At 56.9% G+C, this 22908-nt stretch carries 17 protein-coding genes and 4 pseudogenes; 18 read left to right on the top strand and 3 right to left on the bottom strand.

Translation table 11 applies throughout. The features are described 5' to 3' along the window. Positions 1 to 17 precede the first annotated feature (17 nt). From EN804_RS27975 to EN804_RS27950, 7 genes and pseudogenes are all read left to right on the top strand, one after another. Positions 18 to 1796 (top strand): ABC transporter permease subunit, encoded by a 1779-nt coding sequence (locus tag EN804_RS27975; RefSeq protein ID WP_063169314.1) that lies wholly within the window; start codon positions 18 to 20, stop codon positions 1794 to 1796. Positions 1797 to 1889: 93 nt separating this feature from the next. Beyond that, positions 1890 to 2063: a hypothetical protein gene (locus EN804_RS37375; RefSeq protein WP_164548525.1), complete on the top strand. Its 174-nt coding sequence runs from the start codon at positions 1890 to 1892 to the stop codon at positions 2061 to 2063. 319 nt (positions 2064 to 2382) lie between these two features. Further along, positions 2383 to 3378, top strand: a complete 996-nt coding sequence (locus EN804_RS27970; protein WP_063169313.1) for a succinylglutamate desuccinylase/aspartoacylase family protein — start codon at positions 2383 to 2385, stop codon at positions 3376 to 3378. A 453-nt stretch (positions 3379 to 3831) separates the two neighbouring features. Beyond that, on the top strand, positions 3832 to 5085 hold the full coding sequence (locus tag EN804_RS27965; RefSeq protein WP_063170371.1) for a methylaspartate ammonia-lyase: 1254 nt from the start codon (positions 3832 to 3834) through the stop codon (positions 5083 to 5085). An 11-nt stretch (positions 5086 to 5096) separates the two neighbouring features. Then, positions 5097 to 6248, top strand: coding sequence for a CaiB/BaiF CoA-transferase family protein (locus tag EN804_RS27960; RefSeq protein WP_063169312.1), 1152 nt, complete (start codon positions 5097 to 5099; stop codon positions 6246 to 6248). 133 nt (positions 6249 to 6381) lie between these two features. Continuing rightward, on the top strand, positions 6382 to 7284 hold the full coding sequence (locus tag EN804_RS27955; protein WP_210326668.1) for a CoA ester lyase: 903 nt from the start codon (positions 6382 to 6384) through the stop codon (positions 7282 to 7284). 24 nt (positions 7285 to 7308) lie between these two features. After that, positions 7309 to 7433, top strand: a pseudogene (locus tag EN804_RS27950) (integrase core domain-containing protein); the annotation flags it as partial. 55 nt (positions 7434 to 7488) lie between these two features. Here the strand turns inward: EN804_RS27950 and EN804_RS38165 are convergent. Further along, positions 7489 to 7863, bottom strand: coding sequence for a zinc ribbon domain-containing protein (locus tag EN804_RS38165; protein WP_063169311.1), 375 nt, complete (start codon positions 7861 to 7863; stop codon positions 7489 to 7491). 528 nt (positions 7864 to 8391) lie between these two features. On the opposite strand from EN804_RS38165, the pseudogene EN804_RS38160 reads away from it, so the two are divergent. Further along, positions 8392 to 8528: pseudogene (locus tag EN804_RS38160) on the top strand (IS3 family transposase); the annotation flags it as partial. A 48-nt stretch (positions 8529 to 8576) separates the two neighbouring features. On the opposite strand, the gene EN804_RS27940 reads toward EN804_RS38160, so the two are convergent. Next, positions 8577 to 8924, bottom strand: a complete 348-nt coding sequence (locus EN804_RS27940) for a transposase (RefSeq protein ID WP_063169310.1) — start codon at positions 8922 to 8924, stop codon at positions 8577 to 8579. Between the two features lie 1485 nt (positions 8925 to 10409). On the opposite strand from EN804_RS27940, the gene EN804_RS27935 reads away from it, so the two are divergent. The 10 genes and pseudogenes from EN804_RS27935 (at position 10410) to EN804_RS27890 (ending at position 22601) form a co-directional block, all read left to right on the top strand. Next, complete coding sequence (locus EN804_RS27935; protein ID WP_063169309.1) at positions 10410 to 10811, top strand: hypothetical protein; 402 nt, start codon at positions 10410 to 10412, stop codon at positions 10809 to 10811. A 167-nt stretch (positions 10812 to 10978) separates the two neighbouring features. After that, a complete protein-coding gene (locus EN804_RS27930) occupies positions 10979 to 11905 on the top strand; it encodes a LysR family transcriptional regulator (protein ID WP_063169308.1) in 927 nt (308 codons plus the stop codon). 193 nt (positions 11906 to 12098) lie between these two features. Then, complete coding sequence (locus EN804_RS27925) at positions 12099 to 13532, top strand: NAD-dependent succinate-semialdehyde dehydrogenase (protein WP_063170369.1); 1434 nt, start codon at positions 12099 to 12101, stop codon at positions 13530 to 13532. A gap of 27 nt (positions 13533 to 13559) precedes the next feature. Beyond that, entirely contained in the window at positions 13560 to 15083 is a 1524-nt protein-coding gene (locus tag EN804_RS27920) for a fumarate hydratase (protein WP_063169307.1), read from the top strand. A 222-nt stretch (positions 15084 to 15305) separates the two neighbouring features. Beyond that, a complete protein-coding gene (locus EN804_RS27915; protein WP_246693493.1) occupies positions 15306 to 15713 on the top strand; it encodes an Lrp/AsnC family transcriptional regulator in 408 nt (135 codons plus the stop codon). Between the two features lie 1402 nt (positions 15714 to 17115). Beyond that, positions 17116 to 17976 (top strand): DUF4231 domain-containing protein, encoded by an 861-nt coding sequence (locus EN804_RS27905; protein WP_063169305.1) that lies wholly within the window; start codon positions 17116 to 17118, stop codon positions 17974 to 17976. A gap of 9 nt (positions 17977 to 17985) precedes the next feature. Next, positions 17986 to 18492, top strand: coding sequence for a TIR domain-containing protein (locus EN804_RS27900; RefSeq protein ID WP_063169304.1), 507 nt, complete (start codon positions 17986 to 17988; stop codon positions 18490 to 18492). A gap of 483 nt (positions 18493 to 18975) precedes the next feature. Beyond that, positions 18976 to 19396: pseudogene (locus tag EN804_RS38155) on the top strand (transposase); the annotation flags it as partial. Positions 19397 to 19586: 190 nt separating this feature from the next. Then, positions 19587 to 20993 (top strand): aminotransferase, encoded by a 1407-nt coding sequence (locus EN804_RS27895; protein ID WP_135921814.1) that lies wholly within the window; start codon positions 19587 to 19589, stop codon positions 20991 to 20993. An 870-nt stretch (positions 20994 to 21863) separates the two neighbouring features. Next, on the top strand, positions 21864 to 22601 hold the full coding sequence (locus EN804_RS27890) for a LuxR family transcriptional regulator (RefSeq protein ID WP_082826574.1): 738 nt from the start codon (positions 21864 to 21866) through the stop codon (positions 22599 to 22601). Between the two features lie 175 nt (positions 22602 to 22776). On the opposite strand, the pseudogene EN804_RS27885 reads toward EN804_RS27890, so the two are convergent. Beyond that, positions 22777 to 22908 (bottom strand): annotated as a pseudogene (locus EN804_RS27885) (IS481 family transposase); the annotation flags it as partial.

Below are 22908 nucleotides of genomic sequence, written 5' to 3'. Positions count from 1 at the left end.
ATTGATAAGGGATATCCATGAAGCTTTTGCGCAGAATGGCCAAGGTGCCACTTGGGTTAACCGCGCCCGCGTTCGCGCTTTTGCTTGTGGTTTTCGGTGCCCCTATAACCTTGCTTTTCCTAAGCAGTGTCAATGCCCCCGATTTCTCGTTCCAATACTACGGAGCGTTTTTCGCCCAGCCAGCTAATGTGCGGGTGCTCTTTCAAACGATAGAAATAAGTCTGGTCGCAACTGCCATCTGCTTAATCGTAGGCTATCCAACCGCGTATCTGATCGTCACGGCATCCAAGACTCTGCGCATGACGCTCATCGCTCTCGTGATCATCCCCTATTTGACCAGTGGGCTGGCGCGTACCTACGCATGGATTGTTATTCTTGGGGATCGCGGGGTCATCAACAACATCTTGCTGGACGTCGGATTGATCGATCGACCTCTGCAACTCATCTATAACCGAACCGCGGTCTATATTGGCATGGTCCACATCATGCTGCCGATGATGATACTTCCCTTGGTTAGTGCGATGATGGGGATCGATCGGTCCTTGATGGCTGCTGCACGCAGTATGGGAGCGGGACCTTTCACCGCTTTCAGGCGTGTATTTCTCCCCCTTAGCATTCCAGGCGCACGGAGTGGCTCGCTCCTAGTTTTTGTGTTCTGCCTAGGATTCTATATCACGCCGGCGGCACTTGGGGGATTGCGCGATGCCATGCTTTCAACCTTCATTGCGGCCGAGGTGAATAGCTCGTTCGATATTCCGCGCATTGCCGCTGCGTCCTTCATCCTTCTCGGGTTTGCCATTGTGGTGCTTTCCATGGTCGGGCTTGACCTCTCCGGCAAACAAGAGCAAAGCCAAACTCGAGCTCCGAAGGGCTCGATGTCCCGACTACCCATTGTTCTTGTTATCAAACGAAACTTCAGCGAAATTCTGCGTCCCTATCGTGTCAAACGGTGGACGGGACGGCGCTACGTGCCTGGGGCGGAAAGGCGATGGCCTAAAGTCGTCGCGATCGTTTTTATCGTTTTGGTGATGGCCTTTCTTTTATTCCCAGGGATAATCGTTGTCATCATGTCGTTCAGTTCCGGGGCATTTTTGCAATTTCCGCCTTCGGGCCTGTCGCTTCAATGGTATCGCTCGTTTTTCGGCGATGCATCTTGGAGCGGAGCAGCTTGGACCAGCGTCGAGATTGGTGTCGAGGTAGCTGTTATTTCTACTCTATTGGGAACACTTGCTGCTTTCGGATTGAGCCGAATAAGCGCAAGACTTCGCGGCGTGCTGACAATGATCATAATCACGCCTATCACCTTTCCAGTTATCGTGGTCGGTATCGCGACTTATCTGGGTCTCATCCAGATTGGTCTAATCGGCACAAAGGGTGGTATCGCCCTCGCTCACAGTATCGGCGCTGTTGGAATTGTGGTGGTGATCGTTTCTGCGACGTTGGCCAACTTCGATCGGACGTTAGAGCAGGCGGCCAAGAGTATGCGTGCCGGACCACTGCAAACGTTTTTTCGCGTAACACTGCCGTTAATCAGGCCGGGAGTGATCGGCGGCGCCATGTTCGCATTCCTCCAGTCATTCGATGAAGCGGTCATAACGTCTTTGGTCGGCGGTCTGTCGGTGCGGACGTTGCCCTTGAAGATGCTGGAGAATATCCGCCACCAAATCGACCCGACGATTGCTGCAGTCGCTTCTCTTTTGATGCTTCTGCCTTTAATCTGGATGCTTGTCCTCTATGCCGTCTGGTGGCGTTCTCGACCGAGCATGCAGCGAACATTACAGGAAGCCGCTGCCTAACTGGCGTGGCAGATCCACTTCCTGATGATGCGTCCGACCTATTCCTACGGACTGGCGACAAGCATCTGTTCGGGGCTTCAACGGGCGGATAAAATGGCCACCTGGTCCAAAACGGAAACCAGTAAAGCTCTTGCAATTATCATCTGGCACATGCGGATCAAGGATTCGGACTATGTCTGGGATCGGCCGGCCTTGCTCGCCAGCAAGCTCAGACCTGCCGATCCTCTTGCTGCGCGCCAGGATGGAATTCGAGGTCAACGGCGCTGACCGGATCGCACAGATCCTTCGCCCGTCTGAACAACGAACAGCTAGCCAACGTCAACCGGCTGATCGCGCGATTTCTGAAATCGGCTACCCACCGCGACTTTGACCTTCCTCCTCCCTTAGTGCACCGGGATCAAGGTGACGAACCAAGGGACAGGTCAGCAGAGCGAGCCCTGGTCATCTGAAAACGCGATGGTGCCGTCCCGGACATTATATTGGCGAAGTGGTGACCGCGTGTGCATAGTTCCAGGCGAAAAAAATAGCCGTGTACAAGACCATATGCCCGGTCAAAGTCGCCAGATCACCCGCAATAGGTTAAGCAATGAACGAAGCACCACATCTTACGTTTGATCTCGATGCGCATGGCGTGAGCAGAGGACACCTCGTTGTGCCGGGAGGCGCCGACCATGAAGAGTTCTCGCTTCCGGTTTTTAGTCTTAATAAGGGCGATGGACCGCGCCTTCTTATCACCGGTGGGAATCATGGCAATGAAATGGAGGGGCCATTAGTCGCGCGGCGGCTTATCGAGTGGCTGCCACAAGCGCAAACCAGTGGTAGGATCATCGTGCTGCCAGTGCTTAATCCATTGGCAGTTCAAGCATGGAGCCGCAATACTCCGCTTGATGGTTTGAATCTGAACCGCGTGTTTCCGGGCCGTGCCGACGGGTCTGTTACGGAACGAATCGCGGATGCGGTTTCACGCGTATTGTTGCCAAATGCCGACATCGTTTTCGATCTGCACAGCTTCGGCCCAACGTGGGATTTTCCCCCGGCGGTCATCACGCATCCAATTGCTGATGCGGATCTCATGGCTAAGACGCTCGCAATGGCAGCGGCATTTAAGCTGCCCGTAACATTGCTCTGGCAACATGACGACACGGCTGGGATGTTCGACAGTTGGGCACATAGCCTAGGGAAGGTATTCGTTTGCGCGGAATTCGGCGGTGGTACGGTTAGCGCAGAAGCTCTAGCGATTTATGAAGCTGGAGTTCGCAACGCGCTCGTTATGCTTGGACTCGTCGAAGGAAAAGTCGAGGACGTGTCTTTCCGTAACAAAAGGTCCAGTCAGACCCTTGAGACGCTGATATCAGACGAGTTGAAATCGCCCGCGCAGGGTATCTTCGAACCTCGCTGCTCTGTGTTGGATGAAGTGAGGTCGGGAGATCTTATAGGTATCCTACACTCTATGGATTCTGTTTCCGCTCCGTCCATTGACATCCGAGCGCCTGGGCCATCAATCGTCCTAGCCATAGGATCGGGCGCGCATGTCGACCGCAATGAAGGGGTAGCCATCCTTGCGCGGCCGCTGCATAACTAGAGGTACAGATTAGCCGCGCCTTGGCCAGCTGTAGTAACTCCGGTATGAAGGCACTGGCCTCGACTGGAGCTTATAGGCCAGCTCCTCGGATCGATCAGCGGCTGATCCTGTCTTCCAAAATCATGCCAAAAAGATTGCTTGATCCTTGATCGCTTGGTTTATACTAACCATGGTTGAAAGTGGCGGTCCGAGATGGGAGCTGGCCGGACGGATTGATCGCCTAGCTTCTGTTATGGAAGCAGGGGCGACGATCCGGCGCACCGCGACCAAGAGGGGAGGCGGACGGTGCCGTCCCCGCTGACGCCCGTAAAACAACTTTATCGTATCTTAAAACGAGATGGGCACGTTCGGGGCTTTATATTGGCAAAACCGATTCCGAACGGGGCATAACTTAGGACAGAGCGCGCAAATCCGGCCGCAGCTCATAGCTTGGCCAAACTCGAGTATAATTCAGTGCAGATCAAAGACGTCATTCTCACGCCCGGCAACGGCGCCTTCTTTTATGACGATCAAGCTGCCATTAGGGCAGGGGTTGGCCAGGACGGTTTTGTTTACGTCGGCGAGCCATTGACGCCCGGCTTCCGTGATATCCGTGTTCCGGCAGCTTGCTTAAGCGTCGGGCTTGTCCTGGAAGACGATATGGTCGCCTGGGGCGATATGATGGGAGTGCAATACTCAGGGGCTGGCGGGCGTGACCCCCTGTTTGACGTCGGAGCCATCATGGATCTCACGTCACGTGTTGTTGTCCCGCGGCTCTTAAACATTGATGCGTCCAGCTTTTTGACAGCCTGCTCCAGTGTCTTCGATCTCCATACTGGGAAACGACTCCCACTATGCATCGAATATGGGGTCAGCCAAGCCCTTTTAAGCGCTGCTGCCCATGCTGCGCGTCGTACCATGGCGGAGGTGGTTTGTTCGGAATTTTGCCTATCCATGCCGCATCGTCGTGTCCCAATTTATTGCCAGAGCGGTGATGCGCGCGAAATCAATGTCGATAAAATGATCCTGAAGGGGGTGGATGTGATCCCGCATGGCCTCATCAACTCGCGTAGCAAATTCGGCGTTGGGGGAGAAACCTTTCTGGATTTCGTCAAATGGGTGGCGCACCGCGTCAAGCAAATCGGCCAACCAGACTATTCTCCGGTGCTGCATTTCGATGTGTACGGCTGGATCGGTATGGAGATCGGGCTCGACGTCCAGCGCATCGCCGACTTCATCAGTAAGGTTGCTGACGCGGTTCCGGAGTTCACGGTGAATATCGAATCGCCAGCCGACTTCGGGTCTACGCCGGCGCAGGTCGAAAATTACGGGCAGATCGTCGGCATTCTGAATGCGCGCGCGTCACGTGCGCGCATCGTTGTCGATGAACGCTGCAACACCTTAGAGGATGTGCGTCTGTTTGCGGAGGCTAAGGCGACCCATCTCGTGCAGATCAAGACGCCGGACGTGGGCTCGATCGCCGACAGCGCCCGTGCGGTGCTTCTGTGCAAAGAGAACAACGTGGACGCCTATGTGGGAGGCAGCTGCAGCGAGACGGATCTCTCCGCGCGAGCGACGGTTCACATTTCGGTGGCAACACAGGCGGACATGATGCTCGCGAAGCCTGGCATGGGCATCGACGAAGGTCTTTCCATTGTAGGCAACGAACAAAATCGGTTGCTCGCCATGCTTGATCGGCGTCGGGCACAAAACCTGAAAGCCGCGTAGGAAGCGCCCTGATGCTAAACAGTCTCAAGGACATCACGGTTGTGGCGGTCGAACAGGCCGTTGCAGCTCCCTACGCATCGTCTCGCCTTGCTGACGCAGGCGCCCGGGTGATCAAGGTCGAAAGGCCCGAAGGGGACTTTGCCCGAAACTACGACAAGCTGGTGCGGGGGCAGAGCGCGTACTTCGTCTGGCTCAACCGGGGTAAGGAGTCGGTCTGTCTAGACCTGAGGTTGGAGGCGGATCGCGCCGTCCTCGACACGCTCATTGCCAGTGCTGATGTCTTCATCCAGAATCTAAAGCCGGGCAGCATAGAAAAACTGGGGTTCGCGTCCGCTGATCTGCGTCGACGATATCCGCGGCTGATCACCTGCGACATTTCTGGTTTCGGGGAGTCAGGGCCGTATTCCCATTTGAAGGCCTACGATCTGATCGTCCAGGCCGAAACAGGTCTATGCGCTATCACCGGCAACCAACAGGGGCCTGCGCGTGTAGGGGTCTCGGTTTGCGATATCTCGGCGGGCATGACAGCGCACAGCGCCATTCTTCAGGCACTGTACCACCGCGAGGTCACCGGCGAAGGGACCAGCATCCAGGTGTCACTGTTTGATGCCGTCGCCGACTGGATGAACGTGCCGGTTTTGCAAAATGATTACAGCGGCTACCAGACGGTACGCGCAGGCGTGAAACACCCGTCGCTCGCGCCGTATGGTGCCTATCGCTGTGCCGACGGCAAAGAGGTCATCTTTTCGGTTCAGAATGACCGCGAATGGGTGAATTTCTGCGAGAAATTCCTGAAGCAGTCCGGGCTCACACGCGCACCTGGTTTTGCTGACAATATGGAGCGCCTCGCTCATCGTGCGCAACTTGATGAGATCATTGAACAGCGGTTTTTTGAACTATCCTGCCACGATGCGATGCAGGAGCTCGAGGCGGCCGGCCTGGCATATGGCCGACTGAACGAAGTGGTGGATGTTTCAAAGCATCCACACATTCGCAGGGTGCAGGTTGGAACACCCGATGGAGCCGTCGAGACGATAGCGCCGGCGGCGATTTTCAACTCGGAGCTCCCCTCGCTTCGCCCAGTCCCGGCTCTTGGCTCTCATACCGAGGCTGTCCGCGAGGAGGTGCGGGCGCTTTTGCGCGAAAGAGCCGCGTCAGCGTGAGCGCGCGTTTCAGTAAGGTGAGACTGCTCGCGGTTTACAAAATGCCTGTGTACCTCGGATCATTTCAGCGCACCGGCCGCCTAGAAAGCTCACTGGCAGCGCCCGCGCTAAAATCGGCCGCAAAGGCGTCTCCATGATCAAGGACACCTTTGCGGCCGTTGAAGGCGCGATGTCTGTACCGCGCTGGAGATCCCTGCTCTTCGTTCCTGTTCACGTTCCGCGCTTTGTAGAGACGGCCCATGAGCGGGGCGCAGATGGCGTCATTCTCGACCTGGAGGATTCCGTGCCCCAGGATCGGAAAGGAGAGTCACGGCAGCAGCTTCCTGAATGCGTGGCAGAGGTGGGCCGGAAAGGCGCATCTGTTTTGGTCCGCGTGAATCATGGTCTGCGCGCCTTGGCGGCCGATCTCGATGCAGCCGTGATGGCGGGTGTTGACGCACTGGTTCTTCCGAAGACGGATTCGGCAGAGTGGGTTATAGAGATCGCGAATGCGGTTTCGGAACTAGAACGTGAAAGAAATCTTCCGCAGGGAGGCATCCGGTTCCTTGCCCAGATTGAGACCCCGGGCGCCTTGCAAAGGCTTGCGGCCATTGCGTCGGCGCATCCAAGGATGGTCGCAATGGCGCTTGGCCCTGAAGACTTCAGCGCCGCTGTTGGCGGCGCCCCAGGATTCGACCTTCTTTTGACGCCGAACCTTTCTGTTCTGTTTGCCGCCCGCGCGGCCGGCTTGCTCCCGCTGGGCTTCATAGGAAGCATCGGCGAGTTCTCGGACACGCATAAACTTCGTGAGGCCGCGGTGCGGGCGCGGCGGCTTGGCTTTGCCGGAGCTTTGGCGATCCATCCGACACAGGTGGCCATATTCAATGAGGCTTTCTCGCCAAGCGCCCAGGAGCTCGAGTGGGCCCATAAAGTTGTCGCGGCGGCAAATGATGCCGCCACGCGTGGACTGTCCGCATTCTCGTTGAATGGCAAAATGATAGATCCGCCAGTGGTGCGGCGCGCCCACGAGATCCTGATTCTTGTGGGCAACAACTGACTGGCCTGTTATCAGCGGCTGAACAGGAGCGAATGGCACTACACCGCGCCGGGCAAGCCGATGCAAAATGGCTACGCGATTCCCTCAACGGCCGAATGCGAGACGAGCTGTTGAACGATGGCCTGTTCTTCGGCCTCGACCACGCCCGCAGTGCCACTGCCGAATGGAGGCAGGACCTAAATCCTGTTCATAACACTCATCTGTCTATGTCATTTGAGTGAATAGGTTTTGCTGATCTGGATGCGATCCCATGGGGTATTTTGGGTTTTGCCGCGCGCGATGAACGATGCGCTGAGCCGCCGGTTCGTCAAGCGTTGATCGGCTGAAGACCCATGGACCGTCCGGCAGAGGATGAACGCCTTCGATCGACGCGAGTCCACCGAAGGCGATGCAACGCGGCTCGCCATTGTCAAGCAGACCACGCCAGCAGGAATAGCGCGGAATGTTGTGCTTGGTTCCCGTGTAGCGGACCGTCAGCTCGCGGCCGCAGCGCCGGCAGCGGACAAGGTCGGCGAGCAGAGCGTCGCCATGCTTGGGCGCCCCGTGATGCCGGCTCGTGGGCACGTGGTCGCTCACCATCTTGCGGATCGCTTCCGCCTTTCCCAGCCGACGTAGCCTTCGTGTGCACCCGGAATCAGCGCCAGCATCTCGCGCCTTACGGCGGCTGCGCGAGCGAATGGCGGCATCTGCGCGGTCTGCGCGTCGTGCGGGTTGGAGAAGATCGAACTGATATGTCGTAGGCTGGCGCGGTATGGACCTCTCCCCGGTTCGCTTCGTGAGGACCCGATGCTGCGCCCGAATCCTCCAATTGCGATGGGGTGTGGGAATTGGCCGTCGGGTCCTGCAGCAGTGTCACCAAGACGCCAAGCGTTCTGGGATCGATATGTGGGGCAGGGCAATGCGCCACGCGGTGCAGACCGCGATCAAACATCCAGGCCGGAACTTCCAGCCACCGATCGGAGGCGTGGCGGGAGAGACTGCAGCGGAAAACCTCCCGGTCGGCGTTCTCGATCACCTCATGAACGTGAACACAACGCCCGGCCCAAGGATGCCACGGATAAAGAAACTTGCGTTCCTCGGTCCTGTGGGTGTTCTTTCCTGGTGTTGTTCAACACCGTGAGGCCGCATTCCTCGCTCGCTATTTGACCCCGGCGGTCTTCGCCGGAACCCTCGCCGCAACCGGCTCCGACGCTGCACTCAATGAAGGCTTCGCGCCTCCGCCCGTTGCTCAAACCGCGCCATAACAGAAACGGCCGAGGCTAATCGCCACTGGTTGAAAGTTCAGTGGCAGGTCAGAGGGTCTGGCTCGACGGCCTTAGCTTCAGGCTATCCGGCCAATCCCGGCGATCACCCAGCGACACGATGACTGACCAGTGCTCAGCGCCACCGCCGGAGCTGCAAAAAGAGTTGCGTATGATTGAGCGTTCGACCACGTTGCTGTCGATCTTGATATGGCCTCGTCCAGGATGCGCGAGAGGCGCTTCCCAGCGCGAGAGCGTGTAGGGGATCGCCGCTGTGAGCTTGGTCTTCTGACTGATTTGGCCGAGCTTCTCTAGCCGCCCTGGGTCCAGTGCCGTGATGGTTGAGCACTTTTTGCCTGCGTGCAGCAAGGCCTCGTTGGCCTCGGCTACGGATGTCATCCTCGATCTTTTAGAGTTCGCGGATCCTTCTTAGCGCCTCGATCGGGCGCGGCATGGCAGAAGGCGAGCGTGAAGCCGCTTTTCGTCGGCCAGCAAGCGATGGCCCGCTATAGCCGTCGACCTGCAAGTTCCGGTAGAGAGCCTGCGAGATGAGCGATCGCACGCTGGGCCTTTTCGGTCCGGCGCATAGACATAAGACGCCCGGCGGTCCGCTCCCTCCCTAATCAGTCATCGCGGGCATAAATCCAGAGTAGGCCTGTCTTCGTCTTGCCGACCCCGGAACGAGCACCGGCGCGGTCGTCGCACGTCGGCGAAGAGTTTTGGCGAGGACTTCGGTTTTGCTAAAGCAACCGTTCATGGACCAGACGTAGGTGCCAGTCCGGCGCGGCCGACTACCGGCGCTGCCAGCAGCCTGGGCAAGCGAACCAAATTGTAGCCCGCCAAGTTATGCCGCGCCCGCGGTGGCACATCCTCGCAGCTTGACCTTGGCCATGCCGTCTGAGGTCTTGACTGACCGAACCCTCCTCTGACCCCTTAGGGCAGTGCTGACTGAGATCATAGCCCGGATGGCGCTTCGTGCGGTCATCGATCGCTATACGCGAGGCTTGTTGCTTTCTGCTCAAATGGGCGTTGAAGGCAACGCGCGGCGTGATCTTGCTCTTTGCAGGTCCTTGACTGGCGCGTCCTAGGCTTCGCCAGCGCCAGTCGATGCGCCGTCGCGGCGTCTGCGGTCCAACATAGCGAGAGCGGCATCACGCTCGCCTGTGCCAGGCCTGGGTATGAAACTTTCCAGTCAAGCCGGATTGGCCAGCACCTGGGTGCATAACCAACCTGTTGTCGCGGCTTCATTAGCATGAGGTGCCCGGAAACGAAGATACGTATGGACCCCGCCCCGCTTTCCAATTGAGCCTAGGGGCTGCTGATTCCTTCTTCGCCAAGGGTCGTGAACGGCGTGATCGACCAATGGATTAGGTTGATGGGACGATGAGTGTCGCCTCGGTCGAGCAATGGTGGATGAAACTGCGATGACATGTCCGATAGGATCTCTGTAATCGCCCTGCCTGACGCCCTGCCTTCAGGTTTTCGACATAAAATTTCACCTCGGTCACACCTGATCTTAATGTCGCCAGCGATCTAATCCAGTGTGCCAGGAATGAGGTACCGTACGGCCGCACTGCGAGAATGCCTTCTTCGCAAATCCCAGTCCTCGCCGTGACTGCTAGGTGCAATACTGCAAGCCAGCTGAACCAATTGAGGATCTGTCCCCTCATCGAGGCGCGGATTGACTTGGATGACGACGGGTCCAGGCTTCGTCCACGGAGTTCAATGTTCGTTGGCCCAGCTGAGGCCGTGAGCTTGCAAGCAATTCTGTGACACGTTGACGATACGATCATGCTCGTCATTAGTCAGCAGGGTTGGTTGGACAATTCACCTCTCGGAAGAGGAAATGGGGTGGCCGGCCGAAGTCCGCCAGCGGCAATAGCAATGACCTCCTTTCCCATCTTGTTAGCGCCGCTGGTTGCAATGGCGCTTGGTACTGAAGACTTCAGTGCAGCTGTTGGCGGTGCCCCAGAACTCGACCTGCTTTTGACGCCGAACCTTTCCGTTCTGTTCCCCATGCGGCAGTCTCGGCTCGATAGGAAGCATCGGCGATTCTTAGACAATGATAACTTCGTGGGGCCGCAGGCGATCCATTTAAACATCGATGGGGCTTTTCACCAAGCGCACAAGAACTCGAGGGACCCGTCGTGTCCTCGCGGCGAAAAAGATGCGACGGCGCAAGGCAAAGGCGCGTTCACATTGGACGGGAAGATGGTCGATCTACCGGTTATTCGAAGGGTCCGAGAAATCATCTCCATGGATCAGGGCGCCGAGTTGGCCGGTTGAAGCCTCGGCGGGTTGGGTCCATTCTGGACACATAGGTTACGGTTTTGGTCAAACCACACTGAGATGACACGACAGTTAGGCGTCATGTCGCTCTGCAATTATTGCTGTCGCGCCATCACATTTCGAGATAGATTACATCATTGCAGTCCGCCCTCGGAAGAGTACCCGTGGAAATCAGGCAGTTAAGATACTTTGTTGGCGTGGTCGAAGCAGGCAGTTTCACGAAGGCCGCTGGCTTTCTGAATGTCGCCCAGAGTGCGCTGAGTCTGCATGTGCGCCAATTGGAGGAAGGCTTCGGCACTCAGCTGCTGATACGCGACAGGACCGGCGTGAGCGTGACGGCGTCAGGAGCCAAACTCCTGGAGCGGGCGCGGGCGATTCTCAAAGAAATTCGAATTACCGAGGTGGAATTGACCAACACAGCCGCTTCCCCCGCCGGGGAGGTGACTATTGGCATTCCGTCTGGAGCTGCTCGCGTCCTGAGCGGTCCGCTGCTTGAGACGGTAAGACACGAACTGCCCAAGGTGTCCCTCAAGATGGTCGAGGGTATGACGGGACCGCTAGAGGAATGGATGGCGGCTGGACGCTTCAATCTGGCGGTTCTGTACCGCACTGCGGACAGTGTGGGGCGAATGACTGTGCTAGCGCGCGAAGACCTTTGTCTGGTGGTTCCGTCCGGCGAGCCACCGTTTGAAGATGCGATATCTCTGGCCGACCTGCATGCATTCCCCCTGGCGGTTCCCATGCGCAACAACAATGTCAGGCGTTCGGTGGCTGATGTCGTCGCACAACACGGTTGCGCGATGGACGTCAAGTTTGAAGTGGACTCGCTCTCAACGATCATCAACATGGTCGTAGAGGGAAAAGCGCATTCTATTCTCGCCCCGTCTGCCGTTCAGAAAGAAGCCTCTCAAGGGCTGGTCCGGACGGTCAAGATAGTCGATCCGGTAATTACCCGCTCCGTGGTGCTTGCTGTAAATCCCAAAGATGAGCGTTCTGCGGCCGTTTCTGCGGTCCGCAAGCTCATTCCGAAGGTCGCCAGAGAATTGATTGAGAGCCGGGGCTGGGTAGCATCGGCTCCTGACGCGACCTGAGAACCATCGATCTGTAAACAACGGCATGACTTCCTTCCTGTCGGAACAGATCGATCTGGATTCCAGATGGATTTAGGCACTAATCGATATTTGACCCGCTGCGACCATCGCGATGAAACTGGCTCAAGCGAGCTCAGCGGCTTCGAAAATTGAAACGGCGCTCGCATGGCCAGAATCACAAGTGGAGCCCGCGATGTCCCACGCCAGGAGCTACGAGCTCTTCATTAATGGCAAATGGCGAGCCGGTGGTAGCCGAGCCACTTTGCCGGTGATCAACCCGGCGACGGAGAAGGTATTTGCCTCAGTGGCCTCGGCTACGGTTCCAGACTTGGATGAAGCTCTTGCTTCGGCAGAACGCAGCCGCAAGGCGTGGTCCTCACGCCCCGCCAAAGAGCGTGGCGAGATCCTCGTCTCTGCCGCCAGCAATCTGGCTGAGAAAGCTGGCGCCGCAGCCAGGGACCTGTCGTCCGAACAGGGAAAGACGATTGCCGAAGCAACAGGAGAGTACGCGCGCGCAGTCGAAACGCTGGAATGGAATGGCCGGCATGCCGATGAGTTGTCGACCCCGATTCCGTTGGGTCCGAACAGGATGATCGTCCCGGAGGCCCTCGGTGTCGTCGCTGCCTTTACGCCGTGGAACTATCCAGCCGTTCTCATCGCCCGCAAGCTCGCCCCCGCGCTGGCGGCAGGCTGCCCGGTGATCCTCAAAGGGGCCGAAGAGACGCCAAGCGTGGCTGTCCATGTCGTGGAATCTTTGCGTCAAGCAGGGATACCGGAAGGCGTGGTCAACCTGGTGTTCGGTGTTCCTGTGCATATATCACGGCATCTGCTCAGTTCGCCAATTGTCAAAGTCTTGACGTTCACGGGGTCGACCGCTGTTGGGAAACAGCTGGCCACACTGGCCGCGAATAATCTGCAGCGCTGCATCCTTGAGCTCGGTGGACATTCCCCGGTTATTGTGTGCGAAGATGCCGACCTGGCAACGGCGATACCGGCTATTTCGGAATACAAATTCGAGTGCGCGGGCCAGAGTTGTAATGCGCCCAGCAGGATTCTTGTCGCCCGATCCCGCTATGAGGAATTCCTGTTCCGGATGACGGAGGCGGTCCGAAAAATCAGGATCGGTCCACCGGATGACCCTGCAACGCAGATGGGTCCCATGGCAAACGCGCGGCGAATCGAGGCCATGCAACGCCTGACCAAAGATGCGGTAGAGGGCGGCGCCCAAATCGAGACCGGTGGCATCCCCCTTGACCGACCGGGGTTTTACTGGCCGCCAACCATCCTGACTGGCGTACCGAAGGAAGCGAGAGTGCTTCATGAAGAGCCGTTCGGACCAATTCTCACCGTGGCTCCTTTCGATACGATCGAAGAGGCGATCGATGAAGCCAACGCCACGGAGTACGGTCTGGCCGCCTACTTGTTTACTGGCGCGGCCGATACGCAACAGAGGCTTGTGGGCGGTCTTTCTGCGGGCGCTGTTAGTGTGAATTACCTGAAAGGGGTTTCCGCTGATGCCCCTTATGGAGGAGTCAAACAAAGCGGCTATGGATATGAAGGCGGCGAGCAGGGGGTGCGAAGCTTCCAGATTCTGAAAATGGTCAATGGCCTCGGTTCATTTGGATAAAATCCGGTGGGAAACAGAACACGGACCATGGCCGGTAGCGACATCACAAGGAGCGTCGCCGACGCCCTTCAGTACATCTCGTACTATCATCCTCCAGATTATATCCGGTCTCTTTCTCACGCATACACGCGAGAACAGAGCCCGTCGGCGAAGAATGCCATAGGTCAGATTCTGCTGAACTCCCGCATGGCGGCCTTTGGGCGGCGCCCGATTTGTCAGGACACCGGACTTGTGGTTGTCTTCGCAAAGGTCGGCATGGATGCCCGCATTAAGTCAACAGCCAGTTTCGCGGATCTTGTGAATGAGGGCGTACGTCAAGCCTATCTCGATCCGGACAATCCCCTTCGGGCATCGATCGTTGCGGATCCCCTCGCTAGACGGGTCAACACCCGCGACAACACACCGGCAGTTGTCCATGTCGACCTGGTGCAAGGTAACCAGATTGAGATCACCATCGCCGCGAAAGGCGGCGGGTCGGAGAACAAGGCACGTTTTACCACCCTCAATCCCACCGCCTCCGTTTCCGACTGGGTGGTCAATACCGTTTCGACCCTTGGCAGCGGGTGGTGTCCACCTGGACTGATCTCTGTCGGCATCGGTGGTAGCGCTGAAAAGGCGATGCTGCTGGCCAAGGAGGCCATGAACGAGCCCATAGATATGGCGGAACTGATCGCAAGGGGGGCGTCAAGCGCAGAAGAGGGGCTGCGGATTGAGCTTTATGAGCGGATCAACGCGCTTGGTATCGGCGCCCAAGGCCTTGGTGGTCTGACGACAGTCGTTGACGTCAAGGTTGCGACCTATCCTACTCATGCAGCGTCCAAGCCTGTGGCGCTCATCCCGCAATGCGCCGCCAACCGGCACCTGAAGTTTACTTTGGACGGCTCTGGACCCATCAGCCTCCAGCCGCCCGATTTGCGCGAATGGCCCGACATCGGAGCCGACGAATTGAACCCAGCCGGCGTCCGGCGGGTCAATTTAGATACGCTTACGAAGGAAGAGACGGCATCGTGGCGCTGCGGTGAAACGCTCCTGCTTTCTGGAAAGATGCTGACGGGCCGTGACGCTGCCCACAAACGAATGGTCGAACTGATTGATGCCGGCAAGCCGCTCCCAGTCGATCTGAGGGGCCGCGTGATCTACTACGTCGGTCCCGTCCGGGCAGTGAGGAATGAAGTCGTTGGACCCGCCGGTCCAACAACCTCCAGCCGCTTGGACGATTTTACGGACAAGGTGCTCGCCGAAACCGGCCTTTTCGCGATGGTGGGCAAAGCGGAGAGGGGACCGGCGGCCATCGCGTCGATTGTAAGACACAGAACGCCATACCTTGCTGCAGTGGGTGGCGCTGCGTACCTGATTTCAAAGTCGATTAAGGCGGCGCGGATTGTCGCCTTTGAAGACCTGGGCATGGAAGCCATCTATGAATTCGATGTGCAGGACATGCCCGTCGTCATGGCTGTCGATGTTGAGGGAAACTCCATTCACAATTCCGGGCCTCTTGAGTGGCGTAAGCGTATGGCAGCCGACAGCATCGCACGCAACATCGGTGTTTGAGTCTTTCCGGTTGGGCGATTTCGGCCAGACCCGAGCGCCAAATTATCGGGCAAGCCATAAGACGAGCGGCATTTGCGGTGCCCTGCGCCTCGGCGAGCCGGCCAAGCAAGGCCTTCAATTCACCCTAATAGTTGAATGTGCGAGTGAATACTGCATTGAGTATGCCGTCCATGCGATCGAGGGTCGAATGCAGTCGCGCGTCTATCAAGTACGGCAGCGAGATTGCTTGCAAAACGAGTTCATCTTTCGGCGTCCGCCTGTTCGGAGCGGCTCCGAGCACTCAAGGCCGCGGGGATTATTGAGGGATTTTATGCGCGGCTGAGTCCTGCCCTCATCGGCGGCATGATCTTTGTGATGGTGGAGGTCGTGCTGGATCGTCATCGTCTTGAGGACCAACGACACTTCGAAACTGCTATCCAAGACATTCCGGAAATCCTGGACTGCTGGGCAATTGGGGGGCGCGTGGATTATCTGATGCGGGTCGCATCTCGTTCTATGGCCGCCTATCAGGATTTCATGGAGGGACTGCTGCAGGCAGGCTTGGGGATTGATCAATACTATAGCCTTGTCGTCACGAAACCAGTGAAGTCCAATTCACCGATACCTTTGTCCGCCCTGAGGCAACGGTAACCCAAAAGCTAAGTTTCAACGGCGTTTGGCACGGATCCCGTAGATTCGTCGGCAAAAGGCACCCATTCCGACGAAACTCAAGGGACATTTGCGGTATACTAATTGCTGGAAAAAGGTGGCCGAGCGCTATCCGCCAGTTGATCGCGAGCAAGGACGATGCGCTTGAGCAATCTGGAACCGATCTATTCCAGGAGAGGATCGAAGCAGCCATCGGACGCACTTGCCCAGCACGGTTACGGCGAGAAGCCAAACCGGATCGTGCCTGGTTGAGGAGGCGTCCATATCTAAGATGCGAAGTGCCGAAAAATGCCTCTACCGCTACTTCAAGGGGGGAACTTTCGCCCTGGATTGGCGATCAGTGGCGATTGAGCTTAGTCGCGGTCAGCGCATCCGTGTAGGGGGCGAAATCTACAGCGAGGGTTTGGCAAGCCGACGGGTAGCGGGAGTGCAAGCTGGCCCGCTCGGCCTTGGCGACCAACCCGGCCCTCGACGCCTGCGGACATTCGGAGATCGCGTTTTTACGTCCTAAGTTCGTTGCTGTTCGAGATTAGGAGATCGTCTGTCCTGTTTGACATTGCTGGTCTCCGCAGCCTTCTAAGCGAGGAGCATGGCTGTGCCGGGATCGCGTAGGTGGGTGACAAGGCCGGTCACTCCTGCCACCCGACGTGGTCTTTGAGAAGGTGGAGGTTGCGCTACCGGCTGGAGAGCATGGTGCCAGTTTTCACAAGACAAGGGTCGCTTAATCGAATGGGCGTCAAGTTCATAGATTGCGAACAGATCATGGGGGGATTTGAATAGTGCTACTGACCGAGGCAGAGCTGAAAAGAGTTGCGAATGCCAGTCGAGGACATAGAGCCGCATCGATCGTTCTAAAGGAAGAGACGGCCGCAGCTACAGCCAGATCGTCATTCGACGTTTTTCTGTCACATTCTTTCAAGGACGCAGAGATCGTTCTCGGTGTGAAGCGAATTTTCGAGGAGCTTGGGTTCACTGCTTACGTAGATTGGGTCGAAGATTCACAACTGGACCGCACAAAAGTCTCCTCGGCCACCGCCGAGTTGCTGCGGACCCGTATGAGGCAGTCAAAGACGCTAATCTATGTGCATTCAAACAATTCTCCAGGATCCAGATGGATGCCTTGGGAGCTTGGCTTTTTCGATGGGTTTCGGACCGCGGTAGCGGTTCTGCCCGTGGCAAAAAATTCTTCGGAAACATTCTCCGGGCAAGAATTTTTGGGCCTATACCCTTACATTGATGGGACAGGACCTGCATTCCTGTTTATGAACAGAGGGACCGCGCCTCGCTCAAGAATAGGCTCTGTAAGCTCGACTGCTAACCTCACGTTTGCCAAATCCTGGCTTAAAGAATTTACCGCCACAAAATAGACTGGTGTGCTTCAAAAATGAAATATCCTGGACTCTATAATAGCGCCGACGTGGCATCCAACGAGCAGCAGGCGACGTTTCTGCGCCTGATCCGGGCAGAGTACGTTCTTCTTTTTTTAGCGTCGGTGCTCTCTTTGGACTTGTCGCCATCAAAAGCCTATTTCGGTGTCTATGCTGCGGTATTTCTTTGCTCAATGGGAGTCCTCATTTTCCGGTCGGTCACAAAGCCCGAGCAGGTCTGGTATCAGGCGCGAGCTCTGGCAGAGTCGGTGAAGACATTGACTTGGCGCTTCGCGATGCGAGCACAGCCGTTCGATGACGCGCGCGCCGCTGACGCCAGAGCTGATTTTCGAAAGCTCATGGAAGGTATCCTTGATAGCAATCGTCACCTTGGTAGCGCGTTGAGCGGCACCGATTCAGCATCCCCCCAAACAACCGACCAGATGATGTCGATAAGGGACTCCCCGCTAAAAGAAAGAAAAGACCTATATCTGCAGAGACGAATCTGCGACCAACGGAAGTGGTACGAGAAGAAGGCGCGCTCGAACAAGAGGTCCGCGAAAGTCTGGATGGGCCTTGGTATTTTTGCATACGCTCTGGGATTCTCGTTCATCGTAGTACGCATCGCTGACCCCGCGATGCCAGGCTGGCCGACCGAGCCGCTAATTGTCATCGCCGCCTCCCTTATTGGGTGGACCCAGATCAAGAAATTTAACGAATTGGCATCGGCTTACACGTTGACAGCTCACGAGATCGGCTTGACTGCCGACCTTATTACGGACGCCAACTCGGATGAGGCATTCTCCGCCGCGGTGAACGAAGCCGAACTGGCTTTCTCACGGGAGCACACCCAGTGGGTTGCTCGTCAAAACAACTAAGAGACAACAATGGCATACAGCGATCCGACCTATGTAATATTTGACGGCGATGAAGACGCTTGGGCATACCGCTTTATGAAAGGGTGGAACGCCAGCGAGAATGTGAGTTTTGAATTCGCGAACGCTCACGATCTGGACAATATGACGAGCCGAGCACAGGACGAAGATTATGTTAAACGCAATCTTCGCAACAGAATGAATGGATCGAGCCAGGTACTTGTCCTGATCGGTGAGAAGACGAAAAACCTTTTTCGCTTCGTGCGCTGGGAAATGGAATTGGCTCTTGATCTAGGTCTGCCGATAATCGCAGCAAACCTTAACGGCTCGCGGCAACAAGATGTGAGCTGTCCGCCTATCATCAGGGACAAATGTGTTGTGCACGTGCCGTTCAAGATGAAGGCCATCAAGCACGCGCTAGCCAATTGGCCGAGCGAATTTCATCGGCTTTCAAACGCTCAGCGTGGCGATGGCGCCAGGAGCTATGGCGAAAGCACCTATCGCGATCTCGGCTTATAATCGCCACCTAAAAGCACTTAGCCGCCCAAACATCCTCGCCATCCGCTGGCGGCGACTAGCCTTAGCAACGTCCGCCAGCGTGTTCCGAGCTTGCCGAGCGATGATAAGAAGAGCACGACGTCCGATTTGCTGAGTTTGGCTGAAAGCTGCAGGTCATGTGCAACCTATTAGAGGAGCCCCGCTCGAAGCGTCGGATCGTCAGACAAGATCATGTCGCGCGAGGGCGCTGGTTTCGCGAGGAAAAGGAGCGGCTGTTCGATGTTTGAGGCTTGATCCAGCGTTTCGAGACTGCACGAGCGGCCAGCATTGATGGAGGCAGCTTTTCAGGCCGCGCAATTCTGTCGGCTCGCCCCCTCCTGCGAGCCGCAGCTCGGCTCGCCCTGCGCAGCAACCACGAATTTGCGATCGCAAGAAAGGCAACACGCTGACGATAGAACTTGGCGGCGCTGGTCGGCTGCGAATCAAGATGTCAATGGCAAGGAGCTCTCGCCGCGCGTCTTTGCCGGGCCGAACCTTCTGGCTATGCTCCTTCGAGAAGTCTGCCGAGCACCAGCCGCCGCACCGCCAAAGCTATCAATATGCGCGAGGGCACGACCTCAGCCTCTCAGCGCTGGCCAACCAGGTTGGAGCCTGTGCCGCGGCACGGAACCCGCTGCCTGCTGATCGAGGCGAATGTGCTTTGCCCCTGATCACCTCATTACCACCCTTGGGAAGGGCAAGACCGATCCGGACCGTCAGAATGTAAGGGATGACCGGCAGTTCGGCGGAACATGGCCGCCGGCGCTCTATCGTGCCTCGCGCGGCCGGCGGGAACAGCGTCCCGAGCGCTATTCATCCGTCAATATCGCCCGCTAATCGGGCACTATGCTGGGCGCATGCGCGTCGTAAGCTGTTCGTGTTTGCAGGACGCGCCCCCGACCCTCGGCTAAGGCGAAGGTGACGCCTTAGTTTTCACGGCAATTCGGGCCGATCCCGCGAATTTCACGGCGAATAACCTGCATTCCCGAGAAACTCAAGGGACGTTTCCGGTATGCTATTTGCTAAACAGGTGGCTGGCCGAGTGCCCTCCGCCAATTTATCGCGAGGAGAGGGACATGCGCTTGAGCAATCTGGGAACCGAGCAACTCCGGGAGAAGGATAGAAGCTTCGTCTTCCATCCTTCTACGCATCTGGCCAAGCACAGCCGAGGCGAAACGCCAAATAGGATTATGGCCGGTGCGGAAGGCGTCTATATCTGGGACACCGAAGGCCGAAGGAGCCTCGACGGTTTCGGAGGACTCTACTGCGTCAACATGGGATATGGATGCACGGAGATCGCCGAGGCCATTGCCAGGCAAGCACACGAATTGCCGTTCGCGCACGTCTATGCCAGCCAAGGTACGGAGCCGGTCGCCCTGTTGGCAGAGGCCGTGGTCGAGTATTTCGGTCAGAACATGCGAAGGGTCTATTTCGGCCTCTCCGGTTCCGATGCCAACGAAACCAACATCAAGCTGGTCTGGTACTATAATAACATTCTTGGCCGGCCCGAAAAGAAAAAGATCATCTCGCGAAATCGCGGCTATCACGGGTCTGGATTGGTCACGGGTAGCCTAACTGGCCTTCCCTTCTTTCACAATTTCTTCGACCTGCCTCTGGATTTGGTGCGCCATACAACCACGCCGCACTATTACCGCCAGGCGCGTGTCGAGGAGAGCGAGGAAGCGTTCTCCCGGCGCTGTGCCGATGAGCTTGAAGCCTTGATCCTGGCCGAACGACCGGAAACGGTTGCAGCTTTTATCGGAGAGCCGGTACTTGGGACAGGAGGTATTGTGCCGCCCCCCAAAGGGTACTGGACGTCCATTCAAGCGGTGCTCGACAAATACGATATCCTTCTAATCGCGGATGAAGTGGTCTGTGGCTTCGCGCGAACCGGCGAGAAGTTCGGTTCCCACCTGTATAACATGCGTCCGGATTTCGTGACCATCGCAAAGGGTTTGAGTTCCGCCTACCTCCCCATCTCCGGGTCAATCATTGGCGACCGTGTCTGGTCGGTTTTGGAACAAGGAACTGAGAAGCACGGCGCACTCGGCCACGGCTGGACATATTCGGGGCACACGCTTTGTGCCGCAGCCGCGCTCGCCAATATTCGACTGCTTAAAGAAAAAAATATTCTGGAGCATGTCCGCGATGTTGGACCGTATTGGCAAGACCGGATGAAGGCCGAGCTGGCGGGACATCCCATCGTTGGTGAAGTTCGCGGAGTGGGTATCCTGTCGGCCGTAGAGATGATGCGGGACCCAAAACAAAGGATACCATTCGAACCCGACCTTCAGGTCGGGGTGCGCACTGCAGCTGCTCTGTTTGAGAATGGTGTCATCGGACGGGCCATGCCGCATGGCGACATCCTCGGTTATGCCCCCCCCCTGATCATTACCCGAAAAGAGATCGACATCATTGTCGACGCGACGGTAAAGTCGGTCGATACCACCTATCGCGCGCTGAAGGCCGAGGGTGCCGTATGATTTTGCGATCGCGAAGGAGCGAGTCCGGAGGCAGGCATGTCCCTGCGCGCTACTGCGCCGAGCAGACCCAAAACTGTTGAATTCCAGATATCTGATCTTGAGCATGCTCCGGGCTATTTCAGTCACGATTTGTAACCGAATCAGTTCTGCCGCCGCTGTCCTGTTGCCCAACGACCAGGACCTCTGTGCGGCGCGCCCTGCGGGTGTACCTCCCCGCCGGCAGGGCGCCCTTTTTGACCCACGTAATCAGTATCATTATGGCCCGTGCGGGATCGAGGGTCTGGTAAAGGTCATCTGCACGTTCCGATGCAGATTGAGCTTAGACGTGCCCTTTACATCATTGCAGCGGGCCATAATCATTGCGGTGAATTTTATCACGTCAGGTATATAGAAGGACGATACTCACACGCCACCCCGTTCACAAGGAAAGGCATTTTAATATTGTTGAGACGATTTGCCTATCAAAGAAAAGAAAGCATCGCAACACTTCTTTGCGGATCACGGCGCCCCGGGTGGGGGATGAGCGGCTATCCGAATTGTTATGCTAATGCCGACCCAAATTCCTGCAAAAGCTGGGGTCAATGATGGCTTTTGGTCAGCGCAGGATGATTTCTCCTGATTTGGTCGGTGCAGGGGCGGTCATGATTTAATGCATGGAGATTCTCTGATTGAGCTGTTGAGATCATGAGGCGTCTGCCAGACGCCCATCGGGTGAGCCCAGCATGATTGGGATGACCGACGAAGATCGAAAGTGTGGCAGCATTCTGGAGCCCGGTCAGCCCAGCGACGCCCGCGAATTCAATCACGTTTGTCGGGACATACACGACGCAGCCGGAAGGCGTGCAGAAAGAGGAAGAATCGAGCGCGACGATGACGAGGCACATGCCACTTGTTTTCGAGACATTCCTTGAAAGACTGTCACAGAGTATCGATGAGGCAGATTTCCGGGATGCCATGGCTGAGGCGGCCGGACGACTTGACCTAATCTTCTTTGCCTACCTCTCCTTGCCAGCACGGCCTTCCGGCAAACCGAGGTTAATTTCAAACTATCCACCCCGCTGGACCAGACAGTATCTGGAAAATCAGTATGAGAAACTCGATCCTGTGGTCTTGCGTGCTCGAAATGGCGGCTGCCCGTTTCACTGGGGATCGAATTTGGGAGGCGATAAAATGTCGCCGGCTCAACAGCAGCTATTCGATGAGGCGGCTCAATTCAGCATCTGCTGCGGTTTGACGATCCCAATTGTCGATCTCCGCGGCCGCATCGCTGCGGTTACTTTTGCCGCCGATGAGCCTCGTCCAGTATTTCTTCGGGTCGCTGAGCGGTACGAACAAGCTCTTCAACTGATGGCGGCCTGCTTTCATCGTTGCGTTCGCCGCAAATTGCCGAGCGATCGAACAGTGGATGGGGTTTCGCTGACATCCCGCGAATATGAGTGCCTGAGGTGGGCAGCGCGGGGTAATTCAGCCTGGGTGACCGGCCGCATCTTGGGTATCAAGCCACGCACGATCGCTTTTCATTTGGACAATGCCAAGAAGAAGCTAGGCGTGCGAACCCAAAATCAGGCTATAGCCCTTTTGGGGTCCGAAGGGTCCTCAATTGTCTGAGAAGCTTTTTGATCCCCTTGTGCTCGGGCCATTCGATCGCGCGCTTTGTATCGAGCGTTGACTGGATGCCGAGATCTTCTGTTCCGCCGGCTCGGGCGATGCAGCCGTATTCTTCCAGTCCGCGCCGGTGATCATAGTCTATGGGTGCTCGAGCGGGTGTGTCGTCGCTGACGAGCTAGTTGTGGAGCCTCAACAGGTTGTCCTCGGTTAGAGCGAGGCGACTGATAGGTGTTTTGGACTTTAGGCTCCCGTGGGGACGGTGCCAATTGTATCTGTGCAGCCAGACCGGCAACTCTGCGGCGCGGTG

The organism is Mesorhizobium sp. M8A.F.Ca.ET.161.01.1.1, assembly GCF_004792105.1.
GTDB lineage: Bacteria > Pseudomonadota > Alphaproteobacteria > Rhizobiales > Rhizobiaceae > Mesorhizobium.
The sequence above is the reverse complement of the archived record's forward strand: the minus strand, read 5'-3'. Positions and strand labels throughout refer to the sequence as shown.

What these genes read in the sequence shown, in the direction of transcription:
- EN804_RS38165 (WP_063169311.1), bottom strand. Translation starts at nt 7,863, where the DNA reads ATGGTGAGCGACCACGTGCCCACGAGCCGGCATCACGGGGCGCCCAAG.
- EN804_RS27925 (WP_063170369.1), top strand. Translation starts at nt 12,099, where the DNA reads ATGTCCCACGCCAGGAGCTACGAGCTCTTCATTAATGGCAAATGGCGA.
- EN804_RS27935 (WP_063169309.1), top strand. Translation starts at nt 10,410, where the DNA reads ATGACCTCCTTTCCCATCTTGTTAGCGCCGCTGGTTGCAATGGCGCTT.
- EN804_RS27975 (WP_063169314.1), top strand. Translation starts at nt 18, where the DNA reads ATGAAGCTTTTGCGCAGAATGGCCAAGGTGCCACTTGGGTTAACCGCG.
- EN804_RS27940 (WP_063169310.1), bottom strand. Translation starts at nt 8,924, where the DNA reads ATGACATCCGTAGCCGAGGCCAACGAGGCCTTGCTGCACGCAGGCAAA.
- EN804_RS27960 (WP_063169312.1), top strand. Translation starts at nt 5,097, where the DNA reads ATGCTAAACAGTCTCAAGGACATCACGGTTGTGGCGGTCGAACAGGCC.
- EN804_RS27900 (WP_063169304.1), top strand. Translation starts at nt 17,986, where the DNA reads ATGGCATACAGCGATCCGACCTATGTAATATTTGACGGCGATGAAGAC.
- EN804_RS27955 (WP_210326668.1), top strand. Translation starts at nt 6,382, where the DNA reads ATGATCAAGGACACCTTTGCGGCCGTTGAAGGCGCGATGTCTGTACCG.
- EN804_RS27905 (WP_063169305.1), top strand. Translation starts at nt 17,116, where the DNA reads ATGAAATATCCTGGACTCTATAATAGCGCCGACGTGGCATCCAACGAG.
- EN804_RS37375 (WP_164548525.1), top strand. Translation starts at nt 1,890, where the DNA reads ATGGCCACCTGGTCCAAAACGGAAACCAGTAAAGCTCTTGCAATTATC.
- EN804_RS27970 (WP_063169313.1), top strand. Translation starts at nt 2,383, where the DNA reads ATGAACGAAGCACCACATCTTACGTTTGATCTCGATGCGCATGGCGTG.
- EN804_RS27920 (WP_063169307.1), top strand. Translation starts at nt 13,560, where the DNA reads ATGGCCGGTAGCGACATCACAAGGAGCGTCGCCGACGCCCTTCAGTAC.
- EN804_RS27890 (WP_082826574.1), top strand. Translation starts at nt 21,864, where the DNA reads ATGACGAGGCACATGCCACTTGTTTTCGAGACATTCCTTGAAAGACTG.
- EN804_RS27895 (WP_135921814.1), top strand. Translation starts at nt 19,587, where the DNA reads ATGCGCTTGAGCAATCTGGGAACCGAGCAACTCCGGGAGAAGGATAGA.